The sequence below is a fragment of the Peribacillus saganii genome (assembly GCF_003429095.1).
Lineage (GTDB): Bacteria > Bacillota > Bacilli > Bacillales > DSM-1321 > Peribacillus > Peribacillus saganii.
Genome location: NZ_QVTE01000033.1, coordinates 58,117 through 79,338, shown reverse-complemented (window position 1 = coordinate 79,338; position 21,222 = coordinate 58,117). Strand labels below are relative to the sequence as shown.

Here is a 21,222-nt window from a genome sequence, read left to right as displayed (position 1 = left end):
TAAGCCAATCACTTCGGAAGGCAAAAAGCGCCTTCTGTCAGCGCTTGTCTTATGCTTGTCGGGGCTGACCAGGGCGCTTCCGCTTTTCCATCCGCATTTTCTCGTGCGGTGTTTATTTGGGGGAGCCTATTCAATGTACTGCGGGAAAAACGGGTCAAGGGAGACCTCAAGGTGCAAGCGCCGAGGAGGCTTCCGAACCGCCCGCGAAAAAGCGAGTACCTTGAGCGGTATCAATAGGCAAGTTTAACAGAGCTTTATTATTTAAAAATAGTAAATGATCTGCTGGCTCTTTTTTTGCATAAAACTCTTTTTCATGAAGAAACTACTGTTATGTCACTTTATGAAAAAGAAGGAGTGTTTTTGATGAAAGGCATTTCGTCAAAGTGGAAAGTACTCTTCCTGTCAATTTGCTGCGTTGCTGCGGTGCTTTCTAGCGTTCCGAAGGCAGAAGCATTCACTAAACAGGTTATTCAGCAGGGAGCTGTGGGCGATGATGTGATTGAATTGCAGGCCCGGCTTCAGAATATCGGATTCTATAAAGGCAGGATTGATGGTGTTTTTGGCTGGGGAACCTATTGGGCATTAAGAAACTTTCAAAGTCAGTATGGCCTTCCGATTGACGGTATGGCCGGTGCAGCAACCAAAAGAAAATTAGCAGACGCGTCAAATTTTAACGGACGCTGGGTCCATCAACAAATTAGCAAAGGTAACGAATTTACCTATTACGGTGGGGTCCCTATTGAGAAACAAGTAAAACCGAGACAAGGAAAACAGAAACAAGGAAACGCAAAAGCAAAGAATACCGGTACAGAAAGGGCCGGTAACCAAGCCGCCAAAGCTACCCGCACAGCTTCAAACGCCCCGGGAGGATTCTCTCAGAATGATATTCAGCTAATGGCGAATGCTGTATACGGTGAAGCCAGGGGAGAACCTTATACAGGGCAGGTAGCAGTCGCTGCTGTTATTTTAAACAGGATCGATAACCCTGCTTTCCCAAACACTATCTCAGGGGTTATTTTTGAACCAAGGGCATTTACAGCAGTTGCTGATGGCCAGATTTGGCTTACGCCCAATGAGAGAGCCAAGGAAGCAGTCATTGATGCTATTAATGGATGGGATCCAACAGGCGGGGCAATTTACTACTTTAACCCGGATACCGCAACGAGTGGCTGGATCTGGGGCAGGCCGCAGATCAAAACAATTGGTAAGCATATTTTCTGCAGATAAACGAGGTGATAAACTTTGATAAGGAATATAATAATAGGCGCCCTCTCTATTGCATTGATCGGAACAGCTTTTTGGGGCTACCAGGAGCGCCAGGCAAAATACCAGGCAATCCAGGCTAAAAATCAGGAACGTCAGGCAAAAAACGAAGTATTAGTACATGCGGAAAACAACTATCAAAGGGCTTTTCATGATTTATCCTATCAATTGGACATACTGCACGATAAGATCGGTACTTCGCTGGCAATGAATTCAAGATCCTCGTTAAGCCCTTGCCTTACTGATGTATGGAGAATTACATCAGAGGCACAAAATGATGTCGGAGAGCTTCCTCTATCGCTGATGGCATTCAGCAAAACGGAGGAATTCCTTTCGCAAATTGGAGATTTCTCATACCGTACAGCGATTAGGGACTTGGAAAAGGAGCCTTTGACAGATAAGGAATATTCCAAACTTCAATCGCTTTATCAGCAGTCAACAGATATTCAGACGGAAATCAGAAAGGTCCAGCACACTGTACTTCAAAAGAACCTGAAGTGGATGGATGTAGAAATGGCTCTTTCTGATGATGAAGAAAAATCCGACAATACCATCGTGGACGGCTTTAAAACGGTTGAGAAAAAAGTAAGCGGGTATGGCCAGGCAAATGAAATGGATCCTACCTTGGCTTCCTATCAACAGAAAGAGGAAAATTATAAAAATTTGACCGGTAAGGAAATCAGCAAGAAGGAAGCAGCTTCGATTGCAAAAAGATATGCCAAAGCCGAAAAAGGAACTAAAGTAAAAGTAGAGGAAAACAAAAAAGGATCAGAATTTGATTTTTATAGTGTGTCATTAACCGATGCAAGAAAGGGTTCAGAAGTAAATATGGATATCACCAAAAAGGGAGGATATCCTATATGGTTTATTAATACCCGTGATGTAAATAAATCAAAATTAAGCCTTAATGAGGGTTCTAGTCGGGCAACAGAGTTTCTTAAAGAAAATAAGTTTGAAAACTTTGAGCTCTATGAAAGCGCCCAGTATGATAATGTCGGATTATTCAATTTTGTGACAGTAGAGCAAGGTGCGAGAGTTTATCCAGATTCTGTAAAAGTGAAAATTGCTTTGGATGATGGGAGTATAATCGGTTTTTCTGCCGATGAATTCCTAAAGTCCAATAAAAAAAGAGAAATCGGTAAGCCCGTTGTGTCCGAAGAAGCGGCAAGGGGAAAAATTAGCCCTAAGGTACAGGTAATGGAGCACCGTCTGTCAGTTATTAATAATAATACACAACAGGAAGTGCTTTGCCATGAATTCCTCGGAACAATCGGGGACGACACTTACCGAATCTTTATTAATGCAAAAACAGGCGATGAAGAAAAGGTAGAAAAGATGAAAAATGCAGAGCCGATGTATGAGAATATAGTCTGAACAAAAGCGCCAGCCGCTAGTTGTCTCTGGCAAAGACAGTATGTTAAACACTGCTTTGGACTGCAGCGGCAGAGGCGCTCTTTGTTTAGAAAAGAGATGGAAAAAATGAATGCAAAAAAAGGAAAGGTGCAGATATGTACTTTTCCTTTTTTGCTTTACATGTCATAATATTAGTACTTACAGCTATGTATTTAGCCTTAATTTTTAAATAACTCTATATAGTTGTTTCGTACGAGTTTAAAAAGAAAAAGCATCCGGAAGTGTGGAGTATATGATTAAAATTGGAAACTCAATTATTATAGAGCCAAAATTTTCTTTACAGCCTGAGAAATATAAGGCAATGGTTGTCGAGATCGAAGACAACCAAATTTATATTGATTATCCGGTTAATCTGGAGACAGGGAAAACCGTCTTCCTGATAGACGGTACCCAGTTAAAAATAACATTTATTGATCCAGAGCATGCTGTTTACATTTTTGATACAGAGGTTCTTGGCAGAAAAATAGCCAACATTCCAATGATTCATCTCCATTATCCTGACAAAGATGGATTCGTTAAAATTCAGCGCAGACAATATGTCAGAGTAGACACGAGGGTTGATACGGCCGTTCACCCTGAAAATGCCGAATTTCTCCCGTTTACAGCTGTGACTGCAGACCTCAGTGCTGGAGGTGCAGGGCTGGAAATACCGAAACATATAAAGCTTGTGGCTACATCCCATATTTACCTCTGGATGGTGCTGCCGTTAAGGTCTGGCGAAATTCAATATATGAGACTCAAAAGCAAAGTAATAAGGATAAGTGAGCAAAAGGGGAAATACAATAAAGCCTCTATCCAGTTTGTTGAAACGAGTGAAGGGGACAGGCAGAATCTGATAAGGTTTGTGTTTGAACGACAGCTGGAAAAAAAGAAGGGCGTAAACATCTAAAAGTCATTTGTTATCATGTAAAGGGGATTAACTACTATTAATTGTTCTTTACAGCAGGCGATTGATAAAAGTAACAGTTAAAAAATGAATGAAAAGCACCTATCTGCCTCATACTTGTAATGAATAGATGCAAGGATGGGGTTTGTTTATGAAAACAGTTGAAAGAATTATGATAAAGCTTATCATCATACAGGCAATTTGTTTACTTTTCTTTCAGTTTCTTTTCCATAAGGAAGATTCGTTTTTGGAGCTGAAAAAAATGGCCAGATATGAAGGTGTACATACTGAAAACTATACAAAAGTTATTGAAACATTCAATGATGCCTGGAAATAGCCAAAATCAATTTATCCTTTCTTTTCCTGCAGCCTAAATTTTGCCGGCAGTAGGTATTGTCCACAAACTTTCACCTCCTATAAAAGCGGGATCTTTCCTGCTTTTTTTGGTTTGATAGGAAATATAAAAAGGTAAGAGTTTTGGATAACTAAAGTAGTGTACTATCTCTGGGTCCAGCGTTTTTCCACAGAAAACACAAAGGTCTGGACGGACAGGAGAAGAAACGCTTTGGCATCGAAACATCGCACAAAACAAAGCGGCAGCTACGGGCGCTTGCTCTCTTTTGTTCGCTGCGATGAATTATAGGTAAATAGGAAATGTGTTGAGCTCCTGCTTCTAATAAACGCATACGATATGCAGTTTACCTTCTAAAAACTCAGGGGAAGAAGTGCAGGACCTATTAAATTTATGCTAAAATATATAGTGCTTTAACCAACTGTATTTAATGCATCGGGAGGATTTATGGAAAAGAAGATATCAATCGCTATTGACGGCCCGGCCGCAGCCGGCAAAAGCACTGTAGCGAAAATTGTTGCAGAAAAACTTACTTATATTTATGTGGATACCGGTGCGATGTACCGTGCATTAACATATAAAGCCCTTATAACCCAAACAATGCTCTCTGATGAAGCTGCCTTGGCAAAGCTTCTGGACAATACAAAAATTGAACTGAGAACAGCGGAAAATGGTCAAAGGGTTTTCCTTGACGGGAATGACGTTACTTCTGAAATCAGAAATAATCAAGTAACCGGTTCTGTTTCAGAAGTGGCTGCCCATAAAAGTGTTCGGGAAGACATGGTCAGGCGCCAGCAGATTATGGCTCTAAATGGCGGTGTTGTAATGGATGGACGTGATATAGGAACTCATGTACTTCCAAACGCAGAAGTAAAAGTTTTCCTGATAGCAAGTGTTAACGAACGTGCTGAAAGACGGCACCAGGAAAATTGTAAAAAAGGGTTTCCATCAGATTTGGCGAAATTAAAAGAGGAGATTGCCCAGCGGGACAGATGGGATTCAGAACGTGCTGTCTCTCCGTTAAGAAAAGCAGACGACGCTGTGGAAATTGATACAACCTGCTTGTCTATTCAGCAGGTTGCTGAAAAAATCATGTCGTTAGTAACAGAAAGGATAAGATAAACCTTGAGTTTTTATACATTTGCCAAGGGCTTAGTCAAGATTGGACTTGCTCCGTTATATAGAATCGAAGTAATTGGCTCTGAAAAGTTCCCTCAGGAAGGCGGGGTATTGCTTTGCGCTAACCATATCGATAATATGGATCCGCTTGTTGCAGGCATTATGACACCGCGTGATGTCCATTTCATGGCGAAAGAGGAGATTTTTCGGGTGCCTGTTTTAAAGAATATTCTTCCAAAGGTAAATGCTTTTCCGGTAAAGAGGGGTATGAGCGACCGCGAGGCACTTAGAAAAGGATTGGCTGTCTTAAAAGAAGGCAATGTGTTAGGCCTTTTTCCTGAAGGGACAAGAAGCAAGACTGGTGAACTTGGTGAAGGTCTTGCGGGTGCTGGTTTTTTTGCTCTAAGAACCTCTGCAAGGATCGTGCCGTGCGGGATCATCGGCCCATATAAAATGTTTGGCAAAATAAAAGTCGTCTTCGGAGAACCAATTGACTTTACTGAAATCCGCTCACAAAAAAAATCAGCGGAGGAAGCAACTGCTATCATTATGAAAGAAATCCGCAAACTGATAGAGCTGCATAGATAACCCTTCTTGCTTGACAAATTATCTTTTTTATTAGAATTTAATAAAAAGGGGATATTTCCGAATTATAAATTAATATGTGGGTATAAATCGGTATATAGCTATTACTGCTAACAGAGCAACAGGATCCGGGATATTACCCGCCCCGAAATCTAAAATTGTGTAAGCAGCAGTCATCGGTTAAGGAGGAGTTCTAATGACAGAAGACATGAACCAAGTTGAGGTTAACAACTATGAAGTTGGCGACAGGGTTAAGGCCATGGTTACAAAAGTGGAAGAAAAACAAGTAATCGTAGATGTTGAAAACAGCAAAACAGACGGCATTATTCCGATCAGTGAGCTTTCCAGCCTGCATGTTGAAAAAGCCTCAGATGCAGCCAGCGAAGGCGATGAGCTGGAGCTCGAAGTCATAAAGGTTGAAGAGGATGCCCTGATCCTATCGAAACGCAAGATTGATGCATTGAATGCCTGGGAAGATCTTGAAAAGAAGTTCCAGTCACAGGAAGTGTTTGAAGCAGAAGTAAAGGACGTCGTAAAAGGCGGCTTGGTAGTGGATCTCGGAGTTCGTGGATTTGTACCTGCTTCATTGGTGGAAGACTACTTCGTTGAAGATTTCTCAGACTATAAAGGAAGAACAATAACTTTTAAAATCGTTGAGCTGGATAAGGAAGTTAACCGTCTAATTCTTTCCCACCGTGCAGTCGTACAGGACGAAAAAGGGAAGAAGAAGCTAAAAGTACTTGAAACAATCCAAGCTGGCCAGGTCCTTGATGGAACAGTTCAGCGGATTACCGATTTTGGAGCATTTATTGATATTGGCGGAGTGGATGGTCTTGTCCATATTTCCCAGCTTTCCCATGAGCATGTTGAAAAGGCTTCAGATGTTGTAACTGAAGGCCAGCAGGTTAAGGTAAAGGTCCTTTCGGTTGATCAGGATAATGAGCGGATTTCGTTATCGATTAAAGAAACATTGCCTGGGCCATGGAGCGGTGTCGCAGAAAAAGCATCAAGGGGCACTGAACTCGAAGGGCAGGTAAAACGCCTTGTTTCCTTTGGAGCTTTTGTAGAAGTTTTCCCAGGTGTTGAAGGCCTTGTCCATATTTCCCAGATTTCCCATAAGCATATTGGAACACCACATGAGGTATTAAAAGAAGGCCAAACGGTTAAAGTAAAAGTACTTGATGTGAATGAGGATGAGCAGCGCCTGTCTCTTAGCATGAAAGAACTTGAGGAACCTGAAATTGAGGAAACCAACTATCAATTGCCGGAAGAATCCAAAGGGTTCCAGCTTGGTGAAATGATCGGGGATAAATTAAAAGACTTAAAGTAATGGTGTGATAATTAATGTCAAGGGCAAAACGCAAATTGGAGCATATCGGTTATGCTCTTAAAACGGGCCAGTATAGGCTCTCAGGATTTGAAGACATCATGTTTGTTCACCAAAGCCTTCCTGGAATCGCATTGTCTGAAATTAATTTAACTACAAAAATTGGCGAACTTAGTTTAAGTTCGCCAATTTTTGTAAATGCGATGACTGGTGGCGGGGGCAAAGAAACAGAAATTGTTAATCGGGATTTTGCGATTGCAGCAAGAGAAAATGGGGTTGCAATGGCAGTAGGATCCCAGATGGCTGCTCTCAAGGAAAGGGAACAGCGGGCTTCGTATGAAATCGTCAGAAGGGTAAACCCTGATGGAATTATTATTGCAAATCTGGGCAGCGAAGCATCAGTTGCACAAGCCAGAGAAGCCGTTGATATGATCAGGGCAGATGCTATTCAAATACATTTGAATGTTATCCAGGAGCTTACTATGCCTGAGGGAGACAGATGTTTCCGGGGCGCATTGGAGCGGATTAAAGCCATTGCAGGCAGCCTGAATATTCCCGTTATTGTAAAAGAAACTGGTTTTGGCATGGCTCTGGAAACAGTCGATGCACTAGCTTCTGCTGGTGTATCAATCATTGATATTGGCGGATATGGCGGCACCAATTTTGCAAGGATTGAAAATGAAAGACGCAACAGGGTGCTTTCTATTTTTAATGAGTGGGGCATCACAGCCGCTGCTTCCATTGTAGAAGCAAAGAACGCTTCGCCCAGGGTTTCGGTGCTAGCGTCCGGGGGAATCCAGAATGCCGGGGATATTGCAAAAAGCATTGCCCTTGGTGCCAGCGGAACAGGGTTGGCTGGCTATCTCCTGAAAATATATAAGCAGGATGGAGTGGACGGCCTTATTGCTGAAATATCCAATTTGCAAAATGATTTAAAATTCATTATGACCGCTCTTGGGAAACGAACTATTCAAGAACTGCAAGAAGCCCGCCTTGTGATCAAGGGCGATACATATCATTGGCTATTGCAGCGGGGCATTGATGCCTCGGTTTATTCACGTTAACTCGGTTAGCATCGGCTAAACATCAGTCGTTATAAAGGTTGCAGGTGCTGAGTTAACTCTGCTAATTCACCCATGAAACTGCATGAATTACGTTTAAGCAAACAGCAAATCAGACATAATGTTTCGTAGAGGAGGAACATTATGGATGGTTTGTTTTTTTATTGGCTTTCTTGGATAGCAGTGATTATCCTGCTGTTTTTCACTTCAAAAAGCTGGCGATTCCGTTTTCCGCTGCTGATTCATCTTTTTGTATTAATGGTTGTTGCCAGATATCAAATCAATGCTTCTGAATTATCTATAAACTTATCAGTCATATATATTTTCATCGCCGTGTTCATCCATATTAGAAGACTGCGCTTTATGCAATTAGCCGGTTTTGTTGTATCTGTCTTTACAGCTTCAATGGCGTATTGCTGCTTTCAGCTGTACTCTATTTTGGATCCGGTATGGCTATTGTTTGATAAATCATGGCTGCTGGCCATTTCGCTAAATTATTTAAGCCTTCTGTTGTTTTCAGCAAAGAGTATCCGTGTTGTGGGTTTAATGGCCGGAATGGCGCTGGGAGATATCATGACAGCTATTTTATTGTCGAAGGTTTCTATGCCTTATTCGGCAGGTTCATTTTCATGGCTGGATGATGCCGCCTTGTCATTAGGATTGGCGACCGCCGGCATAATGCTCGGTTACGCAAGCAGACTGCTTCAGGCCCAAACTATTCAAATGCAAAAGGAGAGACCTGGATATGAATGAGTATGTATATCCCGTATTGGCAGGTTTGGCTGCTGGGACGTTTGCACGAATGTATATGCTGCGAACGGATTACCGGCAATATCCTACTTTTTTGCACGGCAAAATCATCCACCTTTCAATCGGTTTTATCGCTGCCGGTTTAGGGGCGATAGTGGTACCGTCTTTTATGGAAGAAGAATTTACAGCTATTACTTTCCTTACGCTCGCTGCCTCTCAATTCAGGGAAGTAAGGAATATGGAGAGAAACACGTTAACAGAGGTGGATCAATATGAGCTGGTTGGCAGAGGTAAGACTTATATAGAAGGAATTGCGATAGCCTTTGAGGGAAGGAATTATCTTGTGATACTGACGTCCTTTGTGACAACTGCAAGCTACTTGATTTTTAACCTATGGGCGGCGGTTGCAGTCTCGATTGTTTCTCTGTTATTATGCCGAAAGCTTATGTCAGGCGGGCGGTTAGGAGAAATTGTTGACATTGAATATAAAGAACCATATTTCGAGGGGGCAGGGCTTTATGTCGATAATATTTATATTATGAACATCGGCCATCCTGAGCGGCAGAAGGAAGTCCTGAAGTATGGAATGGGCTTTATTCTTACTCCCAAAAATTTTAATGCAAGGACAACAATCGCAAATCTCGGCCAGCGACAGGCAATTTTACATGATGTTTCTACCGCACTTGGAATCTTCCGTGACTCTGGTACCCCTGCACTTGTTCCTCTTGCCAAAAGGGATTTGGATGATGGTCGTGTAGGTGTATTTGTCCTTCCCCAGGAAAGAAATATTGAAAAAGCCAAAGAAATTATTCAAAACGTGCCTACCCTGGAAACGGCAATCCGCATGCCTACCAAAGCAGAAGTAAACCAGAAAGGGTGAGAATGATGCCTATTGAAAAGTATATTCTTGCAGTTGTAACGACAAATCCCAATAAGGTTCCGGCCGGCACCCACGTATTCCATTGTCAGGATAAAAAGGAAATGGACCATTTTGCTGCAAATCTCGAGGCAATTCTTGATGGGATTGCTCATTCATTGAGTGATGAAGTGTATATTATTGTGAAACACTAACATGTTGTGAAAGATTTTTCCTTTAAAGACAAAGATTGTTGATTGCAATTTTTTTTGATACTATATGATAGTTAGAGCGATTGTTGCCATAAGCAGACCAGAAACTAAGAGTGCCACGTCCTGTGACAGCGTCTATATGCTTTTATGATTAATTTTTGATTTTAACGAATTGAGATGTTTTTAACCACTTTTCTGCAGTAAACCGATCATGGTTGATATATAACATCCATAATTTTTTAGAGAGGGTGATCGCTATGCCAAAACCTACAGTGGCTATAGTTGGCCGTCCCAATGTTGGGAAGTCTACTATTTTCAATCGAATTGTTGGGGAACGTATATCCATAGTTGAAGACGTGCCGGGTGTGACCCGGGACCGAATTTACAGTTCAGGAGAATGGCTGACTCATGATTTTAATATTATCGATACCGGTGGGATTGATATTGGAGATGAGCCTTTTCTAGAACAAATCCGTCAGCAGGCGGAAATTGCAATTGATGAAGCCGATGTTATCATTTTTATGACAAACGGCCGTGAAGGAGTAACCTCAGCTGATGAAGAGGTTGCAAAAATATTATACAAATCAAAAAAACCGGTAGTCCTTGCGGTCAATAAAGTGGACAACCCGGAAATGCGCGATCAAGTGTATGATTTCTATGCACTTGGCTTTGGCGAGCCATTCCCGATTTCAGGTTCGCATGGTTTAGGCTTGGGGGACCTCCTTGATGAAGTTGCAAGAAACTTCCCGCAATTTGATGAAGAGGATTATGATGAAGAAGTCATTAAATTCAGCCTCATCGGACGCCCGAATGTGGGCAAATCCTCACTAGTGAACGCTTTGCTTGGCGAGGAAAGGGTTATTGTAAGCGAAATTGAAGGAACAACAAGGGATGCGATTGACTCGCCATACACCTATAATGACCAAGAGTATGTCATCATTGATACAGCGGGCATGAGGAAAAAAGGGAAAGTGTATGAAAGTACAGAAAAATACAGCGTTTTAAGGGCATTGCGCGCCATAGAACGTTCAGATGTCGTCCTTGTTGTACTAAATGCAGAAGAAGGTATCCGTGAACAGGACAAGAAAATTGCAGGTTATGCCCATGAGGCAGGGCGGGGAATTATTATTGTCGTTAATAAATGGGATGCCATTGAGAAAGACGAAAAAACGATGAAGGAATTTGAACAAAGTATCCGTGCACATTTCCTGTTCCTTGATTACGCTCCCATCGTGTATTTGTCCGCGAAAACAAAGCAAAGGGTCCACACGCTTCTGCCTGTTATTGACAAAGTAAGTGAAAGCCATGCTCTGCGCGTTCAAACAAATGTATTGAATGAAGTAGTAATGGATGCCGTGGCGATGAACCCTACGCCAACACATAATGGGCAGCGTCTGAAAATTTACTATACAACACAGGTAGCAGTTAAGCCGCCTACATTTGTTGTATTTGTCAATGATCCAGAACTAATGCACTTCTCATATGAAAGATTTTTAGAGAACAGAATCCGTGATGCGTTTGATTTTGAAGGCACGCCAATTAAGATTCACGGTCGTCAAAGAAAATAAAAAGGTTGTGATTGCATGAACCCGAATGGAGAGAAGAAGGTGGCGGTAATCGGGGCAGGAAGCTGGGGAACAGCGCTTGCGATGGTACTCGCGGACAATGGTCATGAGGTGCGTTTATGGGGCCATAAACATGAGCAAATTTCCGAGATTAATGAAAAACACACGAACAACAAATATCTTCCAGGCGTAACCCTGCCATCCGGCATTACCGGCTATTCTTCTTTGGAAGCGGCGCTAGAAGGCCTCCGTATTATCATTCTTGCGGTTCCGACAAAAGCAATGAGGGAAGTTCTCGGGAAAGTGCGTACTCTCATTTCAGATGCTGTCACGATCGTTCATGTGAGCAAGGGCATAGAGCCTGATACACTGCTAAGAATATCTGAAATGATCGAAGAAGAGATGCCAGACGAGCTTCTATCTGATGTTGTTGTTCTTTCAGGGCCAAGCCATGCAGAAGAGGTCAGCCTTAAACATCCAACAACAGTAACGGTCAGTTCGAGCAACATGGAAGCGGCTGAAGAAATCCAGGATCTTTTTATAAACCAGAATTTTCGAGTGTATACAAATCCAGATTTGACAGGGGTTGAACTCGGAGGTGCCCTGAAAAATATCATTGCGCTTGCAGCAGGGATAACCGACGGGCTTGGATATGGAGACAACGCCAAAGCGGCACTGATTACTAGAGGACTTGCAGAAATTGCAAGGCTGGGTACCAAGATGGGAGCAAACCCGCTGACCTTTTCAGGACTGACTGGAATTGGCGATTTAATTGTAACCTGTACAAGCGTCCATTCAAGGAACTGGAGAGCAGGAAATATGCTTGGAAAGGGCCAGCGTCTTGATGAGGTGCTTGCCAATATGGGAATGGTAGTTGAAGGTGTTAGAACGACAAAAGCTGCTTACCAGCTTGCGAGAAAATACGATGTAGATATGCCGATTACTAATGCCTTGTACGATGTATTGTTCAATGGCACCAATGTAAAAAGTTCAGTTGATACATTAATGAGCCGGATGAAAACAAATGAAATGGAAGACCTCATTAATATTCTTGGTGAAAGGCTGAATGATTAAGCTAAAACGGCAACACCATGGGGTTTGTGTGCGCATAGTATATGTTTAACGGAACTAATGTTACCGTTAGTTTTTAAATGCATGAAATGGGCATTCGGTGATGCGGATTCTTGCAGGCATGCATAAAATGCAACGTAGTAAACTGGTTGTTCTACCTGGAGTTTGGGGATTTTTAGTCATGGGCAGGAGATTGGGATTTTTTCCATCTGCTGCCTTTTTTTGATAAAAGGTCTATGTCCCAGCTTTTAGCAGTTCTTTTTTTGTAGGTTCAATAGCTCGATCCATAATATGGGGCATGCTATTGCCGGTGTTACAAATTTTCGCGATCTGCTTTGATAAGGGAACTTGCGCTTTTCTTTTAGAAAATACCTTTTCTATTGGCTTTTATCGTGTGTTATAATATTTCACGATAAAGGGAAATGCCATTATTGTATTTAGGACAGGCAAATAACGTAGAACAGGGCCACCGGATATCGGGATGCTGCTGCTATTTAAAGGTTCCGCAAAAGGATCGGCTTTTTGGCAATGTATTAGCAACAGGGGATGAAGGGGAAGAATACATATGACACCAGCACTGCAAAAAATGTGGATTTCATTAGCCGCGATGTTATTTATGTTTATTTCAATCGTAACTATCTATCTTAGTCGCTTTAAACTTAAGGGATTTTGGAAAATCTTTACGGCAATTATTGCTTATATTTTGATGATTTCGGCTGGCTTAATCATACTGGCAGTCGTTTTGAGCGGGCCAACCCAATGAAAAAGAAGACTGCATGTATTGTAAGGCTAAAGGCTGTTACAGTTTTGATCGGGATTATCTTCTTGCTGTCAGGCTGCCTATATCCGGAAAAGAATCTTTCAGAAAACCAGATCCCATATAAAGACCAGATTCAGGCAGTTCAAACAGCAGTTGACCAATTCCGTGAAGATGGAGGCGGAATTCTGCCTATTAAGACAAAGGACGCAGAAACTCCTATTTATCATAAATATGTCATTGATTTTAACAAGCTGACATCAAAATATATGGCTGAACCACCAGGGAATGCGTACGAAATGGGAGGTGTCTTCCAATATGTCCTGACAGATGTGGAGAAGAACCCGACTGTTAAATTGTTTGATATTCGAATTTCAGAGGCGATACAGGACCTCAATACACGCCTTACTATCTACAGGCAAAACAACGGCTATCCTCCATATAAGGAGCAGCTGTCCAAAGAGGTGTTTACACTCGATTACAAGAAGTTGGGCTTGAAGGAAGAGCCAACAGTTGTCAGCCCTTTTACGGGGAGGGAGCTCCATTTCGTCATATACACGCCAGATGCCCAGCTATATGTCGACTATACACCTGATTTAATGAAAGCTCTCCAGGACAGAGGAGAAGGGGTAAAAACCGGGGATGATATCCGCCGGCTGTTAGTCGATCGTTCAGAATTCGTACCTGTCCATTCCCTATCGTACACAATTGATAAACAGAAAAAACCTGTGTTTATGAAGAATTAGGAATAACCCTTTTCCTGCAAAATATATTGTAGGAGAAGGGTTATTTTTTATCTTCATGTATCATTCTCAGTTCTGAATTTCAGCCCTTAATATAAATGCTCACATCGTACTGGGGGGATTTTTTTAAAATAGCAGGAATATTCCTTTAGGACAACATCATAAATATATATTGTACTAGATTCATAATAGGATGATATGATCCCAGCAACTCTAATTTCGGGAGGGGATACCTTGGAAAAGGTAGATATTTTTAAAGATATCGCTGAACGTACGGGAGGCGACATTTACTTAGGTGTAGTCGGTGCCGTGCGTACAGGTAAATCAACATTCATAAAGAAATTTATGGAGCTTGTAGTACTTCCAAATATGGACAGTGAAGCAGAACGTGCAAGGGCACTGGATGAGCTGCCGCAAAGCGCTGCAGGAAAGACCATCATGACAACTGAACCAAAATTCGTTCCAAATCAGGCGGCCAGCATCCATGTTGACGAAGGTCTAGATGTAAACATCAGACTGGTAGATTGTGTCGGCTATACTGTACCGGGGGCTAAGGGGTATGAAGATGAAAACGGCCCGAGGATGATTCATACACCATGGTACGAAGAGCCGATCCCATTTCATGAAGCAGCTGAAATTGGCACAAGGAAGGTTATTCAGGACCATTCTACCATCGGGGTAGTTATCACAACCGATGGAACTATTGGTGAAATTCCGCGCGCTGATTATCTTGAAGCGGAACAAAGGGTTATCGAGGAACTGAAGGAAGTTGGCAAACCATTTATCATGATCGTAAACTCGGTCCAGCCTCACCATCCTGAAACGGATGCTTTACGGGAAAAGCTTCAGGAAAAATATGATATCCCGGTGCTTGCGATGAGCGTAGAAGGTATGCGTGAGTCCGATGTCTTGAACGTGCTTAGGGAAGCATTGTATGAATTCCCTGTATTGGAAGTCAATGTTAATCTTCCTAGCTGGGTAATGGTACTTAAGGAAAATCACTGGCTGCGCAAAAGCTATCAGGAGGCCGTTAAGGAAACGGTTAAGGACATAAAGCGTTTAAGGGATGTTGACCGGGTCGTTACACAATTCCTTGATTTCGATTTCATCGACCGTGCTTCACTTGCAGGAATGGAAATGGGCCAGGGTGTGGCTGAAATCGACCTTCATGCTCCAGATGAACTATATGATGATATTTTAAAAGAAATCGTGGGTGTTGAGATAAGAGGAAAAGACCACCTGTTATCACTAATGCAGGATTTCGCTCATGCAAAGGCGGAATATGATCAAGTGTCTGATGCATTGAAGATGGTAAAGCAAACAGGTTATGGTGTGGCAGCACCATCACTGGCTGATATGAGCCTTGATGAGCCGGAAATCATTCGCCAGGGAGCACGTTTCGGTGTACGCCTTAAAGCGGTTGCGCCTTCCATCCATATGATTAAGGTGGACGTGGAGTCAGAATTTGCACCGATTATAGGCACAGAAAAACAAAGTGAAGAGCTAGTCCGGTATCTGATGCAGGACTTCGAGGATAATCCGTTATCAATCTGGAACTCAGATATTTTCGGAAGAAGCCTCAGCTCCATCGTCCGTGAGGGAATCCAGGCAAAACTCTCGCTAATGCCTGAAAATGCCCGCTATAAGCTAAAAGAAACATTGGAAAGAATCATAAATGAAGGCTCCGGCGGATTGATTGCAATCATCCTTTAATGGGCATAACAAAAGCGCAGGGGCCTTAAACAGAGCTAGAACTTCTACTTTATTTTCCTAACTCGACATTTCTATAATTTTCCTGGAGAAGGACAAAAAGAGGCGAAACCCATTAGGGGTTATTTCGCCTCTTTTTGCTGGAAAAGAGAAACTTGGCAAATGGTAAGTATTTCTCAGTGTGGGTAGAGAGACCTGTTTTTCACTGACGCGGCAGTTAGTGTTTGATATTTTTACGTCCATATAGTAGGTTGAAACAACGGGTAATCGAAGAGTGCAAAAGGCACAAATCAAAGGATTTGGACCAATCTTCCGGAAATTATTAAAAATATGCGTGGTTTTAAGAAAAGATTACCAATATTTTTTTTAATCTCTTGCTTATGGAATAGTGTTTATGATAATCTACTAACAGAAAACGCTATTTAAAGCCATTCTTGCCTATTACGGAGCGTTTTTCCAGCCTAATTTAAAAGGTTTCACATCCTGTTTGGGAGGAAATCGTTTGAAATATGGGTCCAGCAGGTTTAGAATGTATCCTGATTGAATAAAAAGTAATAATTGACTATTATTCGGCAATAATGGTTTACTACTAAATTATTTGGGAGGAGGTGAATGGCATGAACAAAACAGAATTGATTAACGCGGTTGCAGAAGCAGGAGAACTTTCTAAGAAAGACGCTACAAAAGCAGTTGATGCTGTTTTTGATACAATCCTAGACGCATTAAAAAGCGGCGATAAAGTACAATTAATCGGTTTTGGAAACTTTGAAGTACGTGAGCGCGCGGCTCGTAAAGGCCGTAACCCGCAAACTGGCGATGAAATCGAAATCGCTGCGAGCAAAGTTCCTGCATTCAAACCAGGTAAAGCACTTAAAGACGCTGTTAAGTAAGTACATAGAGCACTTTAAGAGGAAAGGGCCACACTTGTGGTCCTTTTTGCTTCTTTTTTTATAAATATGATAAGATGTAGACGTGCTTTTTTAAAATTTTTACAACAAGTACCGTATCAGGCGGGGCAAGCACGATCCGCGAAATGCTCATAGAGAGCTATAGAAGCTTTTGAGTCAGTGCAATGGCTCCTGCCGGGCGGCGAGCAAGGATCCGCAAAGCTGCTTAAGGCTGCGGTCTGCATAGTACATAGGAGGAAAATGATGTCGAGCGTTAATCATGCGAAAATAGAAGAAGCGGTAAAAATGATTTTGGAAGCAGTTGGTGAGGACCCGGAGCGGGAAGGTTTGCTGGATACCCCCAAAAGGGTGGCAAGAATGTACGAAGAGATTTTTTCCGGACTTGAGCAGGATCCTAAAGAATATTTTGAAACTATCTTTGGTGAAGAACATGAGGAATTGGTACTTGTTAAAGATATTCCATTCTATTCGGTTTGTGAACACCATTTAGTTCCGTTCTATGGTAAGGCTCACGTTGCTTATATCCCTCAGAATGGCAGAGTTACAGGGTTAAGCAAGCTTGCAAGAGCAGTAGAGGCTGTTTCTAAAAGGCCTCAGCTCCAGGAACGAATCACGGCTACGGTTGCTGATTCGATTATGGAAAAGCTTGAGCCGCACGGCGTAATGGTCGTCGTAGAGGCGGAGCATATGTGCATGACAATGAGAGGAGTCAAAAAGCCGGGCTCCAAAACAATTACATCTGCTGTTAGGGGCGTGTTCGCAGAGGATTCACGATCTCGTGCGGAGGTTCTGTCATTTATCAAGGGATAACGATGGGGTGATTTCATGGATGACAAAACAAACAAGGATTTTGTAGTAATTAAGGCAGAGGATGATGGGGTCAATGTAATCGGCCTGACCCGGGGAACAGATACCCGTTTCCATCATTCAGAGAAGCTAGATGCTGGAGAAGTGATGATTGCCCAGTTTACCGAGCATACTTCCGCTATTAAGATAAGGGGTAAAGCAAAAATATATACCCCATTTGGCGTGGTTGAAAGTGAAGCCAAAAGAGCTGATAAATAATATTTAAACCTTGTCACGGTTTGATAGTGCCAAGGTTTATTTTTATTTCGAGGGATTATGGATTGATTCCTGAGATGAATGAGCTCCCTGCGGCTTTAATAGGAAAAAATGCTTGGACTAGACGCTTCTGCGGGTTTTTATGTTATAATGATGTGTGTTTTTAAAATCGGCACAAGTCCATAGACGGACTGAAAATAGTACATAGAAGACGATAAATGGGATGCAAGGGTGATTTCATATGTTAAACAGCAACAAAACATTGGCAGAATTAAAAGACATGATTGAAGCTAAAACTCATCATCCCTATTTACTGCAATTTTTGGAAAAGCCTTTTATAGATGAGAACAAGCTGCTATTGCTACTTAGTATCTTTGAGGAATTGGATATTTCGCCAGAAGAACGGGATAAGTACATCCTTTCAGCGATGCTGATCCAAATTGCCCTTGACACCCATGAGAAAGTAACAAATAAAGCTGCTGACGAAGATTCCGAGGGAGTTCTGAAAAACAGGCAGCTTACTGTTTTAGCCGGGGATTACTATAGCGGCTTATATTATAAACTGCTCGCCGACATAGAAAACATCTCTCTTATCCGTGTCTTGGCTGAAGCTATTAAAGAGATCAATGAACAAAAGATTGTTTTATACCAAAGAACGATTAATGAAATCTCGGACCTGACAGACAGCCTGGCTGCAATTGAATCAAGTCTGATCAGGAAAATAGCTGATTCCTTTCAAAAGCCTAAATGGAAAGAGTTTTCATCCAGCTTTCTGCTGCTCAATCGTCTTATTGAGGAAAAAAATAAATACATGGAAAGCGGGCAATCTGTTATCTTTGATATTTTGAAAAAATTGTCCTTTCCGAAGAGGGACAAATCAAAAGAACTTTCACCTGATCAGCGAAAGTATGTACTGAACAAAATCGACCATTGCATTAATCAGGCGAGGGAGGCGACTTTTCTGGCGCTTGACAGGCTGTCGCCAGATGGGGACCTGCAAAGAAAACTGGCTTCTTTCATAGCTGGTAATATTGGAACGCCTAATTCGCTAGTGGAGGAAGGATAAACCAAATGGGACAGTCTAAAGAAGAAAGAGTCCATCACGTCTTTGAAAATATCTATGAAAAATACGACAAGATGAATTCAGTAATAAGTTTTAAGCAGCATATTGCCTGGCGCAAGACTACGATGAACCTAATGAACGTGAAAAAAGGATCAGCGGCTCTTGATTTATGCTGCGGTACCGCTGATTGGACGATTTCCTTATCGAAGGCAGCCGGTCCCGAAGGCAAGGTTACCGGCTTGGACTTCAGTAAAAATATGCTTAAGATTGGCGAACAGAAAGTTAAGGAACTAAAACTGAAAAATGTCCGGCTGATCCATGGTAATGCAATGGAGTTGCCATTTGAGGACAATTCCTTTGACTATGTAACGATAGGGTTTGGCCTTCGCAACGTTCCGGATTACATGCAGGTTTTGAAGGAAATGAACCGCGTTTTAAGGCCTGGGGGCCTGGCTGCATGCCTAGAAACCTCCCAGCCCACAATGCCGGGGTTCAGGCAGCTGTACTATTTCTATTTTCGCTATATGATGCCGTTATTCGGTAAAATGTTTGCCAAGAGTTTCCGGGAGTATTCATGGCTTCAGGAGTCGGCACGCGACTTTCCGGGGATGCAGGAGCTGGAACGGATGTTTGAACAGGCTGGATTCGTGAATGTCACTTATAAACCCCACAGCGGCGGTGTAGCTGCAACCCATTTTGGGTATAAAGAGAAGTAATGTATAGCATTTATTAAGCTGGGTGGAATGTATGAAACTTAAAATGATGTATTCATTCTTGAATACAGACCTGCAATTGATAGAAAAAGAAATGGAAGCAACACTGCAATCTGACTCACATGTGCTCAGACAAGCTTCTTTGCATCTGCTGCAGGCTGGGGGGAAACGGATCCGGCCAGTGTTTGTTTTATTGGCGGCAAAATTCGGTGATTATGATATTAATGTTGTCAAAAAAGTTGCAGTAGCACTTGAACTGATCCATATGGCTTCATTAGTGCATGATGATGTTATCGATGATTCCGATTTGCGCAGGGGCGCTCCAACAGTAAAATCGAAGTGGGATAACAGGGTCGCGATGTATACCGGCGACTACATATTTGCAAGATCTCTTGAAATAATGACTGAAGTAAAAAAACCGCTCGCCCATAAAATCCTTTCTCAGACCATTCTCGAAGTAGCTGTTGGGGAAATCGAGCAAATTAACCAGAAATATCAATTTGATCAAAATATTCGGACTTATTACCGCAGAATCAAACGAAAGACGGCTGTACTGATTGCAGCCAGCTGCCAGCTTGGAGCGATTGCAGCTGGGGTTTCAAGCGATATACATATCAAGCTATACAAGTTTGGCTATAATGTTGGAATGGCATTTCAAATTACAGACGACATACTTGATTTTACCGCTTCCGAAAAAGAACTTGGCAAGCCTGCTGGCAGCGACCTGAGGCAGGGAAATATCACCCTTCCCGTGCTGCTGGCAATGGAGGACCCTGCAATAAAAGAAATGGTTCTTGAAATAAGAGAAACCATGCCTCAGGAAGAGCTTTCCAAGGTAATTGAAGCTATTAATGGATCAGGCGCCATTGAGAGAGCATCTGCAGTGAGCGAGAAATATTTAAACAAAGCGTTTGCTGAATTAAAGGGCTTGCCGGTAAATAGAGCAAACAAAACATTATATGAAATTGCCAGGTTTATTGGAAAGCGGAAATATTAAGGGCAGCATGTTGCTCGGGTTGATAAATTTTCATAAAAATGATAGTATTTTCAAGGATTGTCTATTTAAGGCAACTAATTATACATATTCAGTAGGGAGTGGAGCTTACATGGAAAAAACATTTTTAATGGTAAAGCCTGATGGTGTACAGCGTAACCTGATTGGTGAAATTGTTTCCCGATTCGAAAAAAAGGGTTTTCATTTAGCAGGCGCAAAATTGATGGCGGTTTCAAAGGAACTTGCTGAGCAGCACTATGGTGAACATAAAGAGCGCCCATTCTTCGGCGAACTAGTAGATTTTATTACTTCAGGCCCTGTTTTTGCAATGGTTTGGCAGGGCGAGAACGTAATCGCGACTGCTCGACAAATGATGGGGGCAACTAATCCAAAGGATGCGGCAGCTGCAACTATCCGTGGCGATTTCGCTTTGACAGTAGGCAAAAACGTAATCCATGGCTCTGATTCACCTGCAAGCGCTGAGCGAGAAATTGCTCTATTCTTCAAAGAAGAAGAACTTGTGGAATATTCAAAGCTTATTAATGAGTGGGTATACTAATCTCCATCTTACAGCTTCATCAATATGAAAATATAAAAGGTAAGTACCATACAATACGGTGCTTACCTTTTTTACTGGGAAGTATAACTTTTTTAATATATATATTTGTCTAGCTCCAGCAACCAGCAACTTTTTTACGCAGATAAAAATTAAGCAGCTTTTTACTGCATGAAAATAAGTCCAGGTAAACAGGATAGGGAACGCTGCGGCAGAGATACGTCGCACGAAATAAAGCAGCGTGTCTAGCGACGGG

General features: G+C 42.1%; 24 protein-coding genes. All 24 read left to right on the top strand.

The genetic code is table 11. From position 1 onward, the window contains the following. Positions 1 to 247: hypothetical protein (locus D0469_RS21675; protein WP_233523039.1), on the top strand; the 247-nt coding region annotated here is incomplete at its 5' end. A gap of 116 nt (positions 248 to 363) precedes the next feature. After that, on the top strand, positions 364 to 1,227 hold the full coding sequence (gene sleB, locus D0469_RS12330; RefSeq protein ID WP_233523038.1) for a spore cortex-lytic enzyme: 864 nt from the start codon (positions 364 to 366) through the stop codon (positions 1,225 to 1,227). A 15-nt stretch (positions 1,228 to 1,242) separates the two neighbouring features. Next, on the top strand, positions 1,243 to 2,637 hold the full coding sequence (ypeB, locus tag D0469_RS12325; RefSeq protein WP_117327040.1) for a germination protein YpeB: 1,395 nt from the start codon (positions 1,243 to 1,245) through the stop codon (positions 2,635 to 2,637). 271 nt (positions 2,638 to 2,908) lie between these two features. After that, positions 2,909 to 3,565 (top strand): flagellar brake protein, encoded by a 657-nt coding sequence (locus tag D0469_RS12320; RefSeq protein WP_117327039.1) that lies wholly within the window; start codon positions 2,909 to 2,911, stop codon positions 3,563 to 3,565. Between the two features lie 148 nt (positions 3,566 to 3,713). Next, positions 3,714 to 3,899, top strand: a complete 186-nt coding sequence (locus D0469_RS12315; RefSeq protein ID WP_117327038.1) for a YpfB family protein — start codon at positions 3,714 to 3,716, stop codon at positions 3,897 to 3,899. Positions 3,900 to 4,361: 462 nt separating this feature from the next. After that, entirely contained in the window at positions 4,362 to 5,036 is a 675-nt protein-coding gene (gene cmk, locus D0469_RS12310; RefSeq protein WP_117327037.1) for a (d)CMP kinase, read from the top strand. A gap of 3 nt (positions 5,037 to 5,039) precedes the next feature. Beyond that, positions 5,040 to 5,621 (top strand): lysophospholipid acyltransferase family protein, encoded by a 582-nt coding sequence (locus D0469_RS12305; RefSeq protein WP_117327036.1) that lies wholly within the window; start codon positions 5,040 to 5,042, stop codon positions 5,619 to 5,621. A 193-nt stretch (positions 5,622 to 5,814) separates the two neighbouring features. Further along, positions 5,815 to 6,948, top strand: coding sequence for a 30S ribosomal protein S1 (rpsA, locus tag D0469_RS12300; protein WP_117327035.1), 1,134 nt, complete (start codon positions 5,815 to 5,817; stop codon positions 6,946 to 6,948). Between the two features lie 14 nt (positions 6,949 to 6,962). Next, positions 6,963 to 8,009: a type 2 isopentenyl-diphosphate Delta-isomerase gene (fni, locus tag D0469_RS12295; RefSeq protein WP_117327034.1), complete on the top strand. Its 1,047-nt coding sequence runs from the start codon at positions 6,963 to 6,965 to the stop codon at positions 8,007 to 8,009. Positions 8,010 to 8,150: 141 nt separating this feature from the next. After that, on the top strand, positions 8,151 to 8,759 hold the full coding sequence (locus D0469_RS12290; protein ID WP_117327033.1) for a YphA family membrane protein: 609 nt from the start codon (positions 8,151 to 8,153) through the stop codon (positions 8,757 to 8,759). Further along, complete coding sequence (locus tag D0469_RS12285) at positions 8,752 to 9,636, top strand: YIEGIA family protein (RefSeq protein ID WP_117327032.1); 885 nt, start codon at positions 8,752 to 8,754, stop codon at positions 9,634 to 9,636. Before D0469_RS12290 ends, D0469_RS12285 begins: the two co-directional genes overlap by 8 nt. Before the next feature lie 5 nt (positions 9,637 to 9,641). After that, positions 9,642 to 9,827, top strand: a complete 186-nt coding sequence (locus D0469_RS12280) for a capping complex subunit for YIEGIA (protein WP_117327031.1) — start codon at positions 9,642 to 9,644, stop codon at positions 9,825 to 9,827. Between the two features lie 254 nt (positions 9,828 to 10,081). Then, positions 10,082 to 11,392 carry a ribosome biogenesis GTPase Der gene (gene der / locus D0469_RS12275; protein ID WP_117327030.1) on the top strand — a complete coding sequence of 437 codons (1,311 nt, stop codon included), beginning with the start codon at positions 10,082 to 10,084 and terminating at the stop codon, positions 11,390 to 11,392. A gap of 15 nt (positions 11,393 to 11,407) precedes the next feature. Further along, positions 11,408 to 12,463, top strand: a complete 1,056-nt coding sequence (locus tag D0469_RS12270; RefSeq protein ID WP_117327029.1) for an NAD(P)H-dependent glycerol-3-phosphate dehydrogenase — start codon at positions 11,408 to 11,410, stop codon at positions 12,461 to 12,463. A 562-nt stretch (positions 12,464 to 13,025) separates the two neighbouring features. After that, positions 13,026 to 13,223, top strand: a complete 198-nt coding sequence (locus D0469_RS12265; protein WP_117327028.1) for a DUF2768 domain-containing protein — start codon at positions 13,026 to 13,028, stop codon at positions 13,221 to 13,223. After that, positions 13,220 to 13,963 (top strand): hypothetical protein, encoded by a 744-nt coding sequence (locus D0469_RS12260; protein ID WP_117327027.1) that lies wholly within the window; start codon positions 13,220 to 13,222, stop codon positions 13,961 to 13,963. The genes D0469_RS12265 and D0469_RS12260 overlap by 4 nt, the downstream gene beginning before the upstream one ends. A gap of 231 nt (positions 13,964 to 14,194) precedes the next feature. After that, positions 14,195 to 15,673 (top strand): stage IV sporulation protein A, encoded by a 1,479-nt coding sequence (gene spoIVA / locus D0469_RS12255; RefSeq protein WP_117327026.1) that lies wholly within the window; start codon positions 14,195 to 14,197, stop codon positions 15,671 to 15,673. Positions 15,674 to 16,287: 614 nt separating this feature from the next. Then, a complete protein-coding gene (locus D0469_RS12250) occupies positions 16,288 to 16,560 on the top strand; it encodes an HU family DNA-binding protein (RefSeq protein ID WP_071351175.1) in 273 nt (90 codons plus the stop codon). A gap of 261 nt (positions 16,561 to 16,821) precedes the next feature. Continuing rightward, positions 16,822 to 17,388, top strand: coding sequence for a GTP cyclohydrolase I FolE (gene folE / locus D0469_RS12245; RefSeq protein ID WP_117327025.1), 567 nt, complete (start codon positions 16,822 to 16,824; stop codon positions 17,386 to 17,388). A 15-nt stretch (positions 17,389 to 17,403) separates the two neighbouring features. Beyond that, entirely contained in the window at positions 17,404 to 17,643 is a 240-nt protein-coding gene (gene mtrB, locus D0469_RS12240) for a trp RNA-binding attenuation protein MtrB (protein WP_117327024.1), read from the top strand. Positions 17,644 to 17,881: 238 nt separating this feature from the next. Beyond that, a complete protein-coding gene (locus tag D0469_RS12235; protein WP_117327023.1) occupies positions 17,882 to 18,706 on the top strand; it encodes a heptaprenyl diphosphate synthase component 1 in 825 nt (274 codons plus the stop codon). A gap of 5 nt (positions 18,707 to 18,711) precedes the next feature. Continuing rightward, the gene (locus D0469_RS12230) at positions 18,712 to 19,419 is read left to right on the top strand and encodes a demethylmenaquinone methyltransferase (RefSeq protein ID WP_117327022.1); all 708 of its coding nucleotides are present in this window, start codon (positions 18,712 to 18,714) and stop codon (positions 19,417 to 19,419) included. A 31-nt stretch (positions 19,420 to 19,450) separates the two neighbouring features. After that, a complete protein-coding gene (gene hepT / locus D0469_RS12225) occupies positions 19,451 to 20,413 on the top strand; it encodes a heptaprenyl diphosphate synthase component II (protein WP_117327021.1) in 963 nt (320 codons plus the stop codon). Positions 20,414 to 20,522: 109 nt separating this feature from the next. After that, on the top strand, positions 20,523 to 20,969 hold the full coding sequence (gene ndk / locus D0469_RS12220) for a nucleoside-diphosphate kinase (RefSeq protein WP_117327043.1): 447 nt from the start codon (positions 20,523 to 20,525) through the stop codon (positions 20,967 to 20,969). Positions 20,970 to 21,222 lie beyond the last annotated feature (253 nt).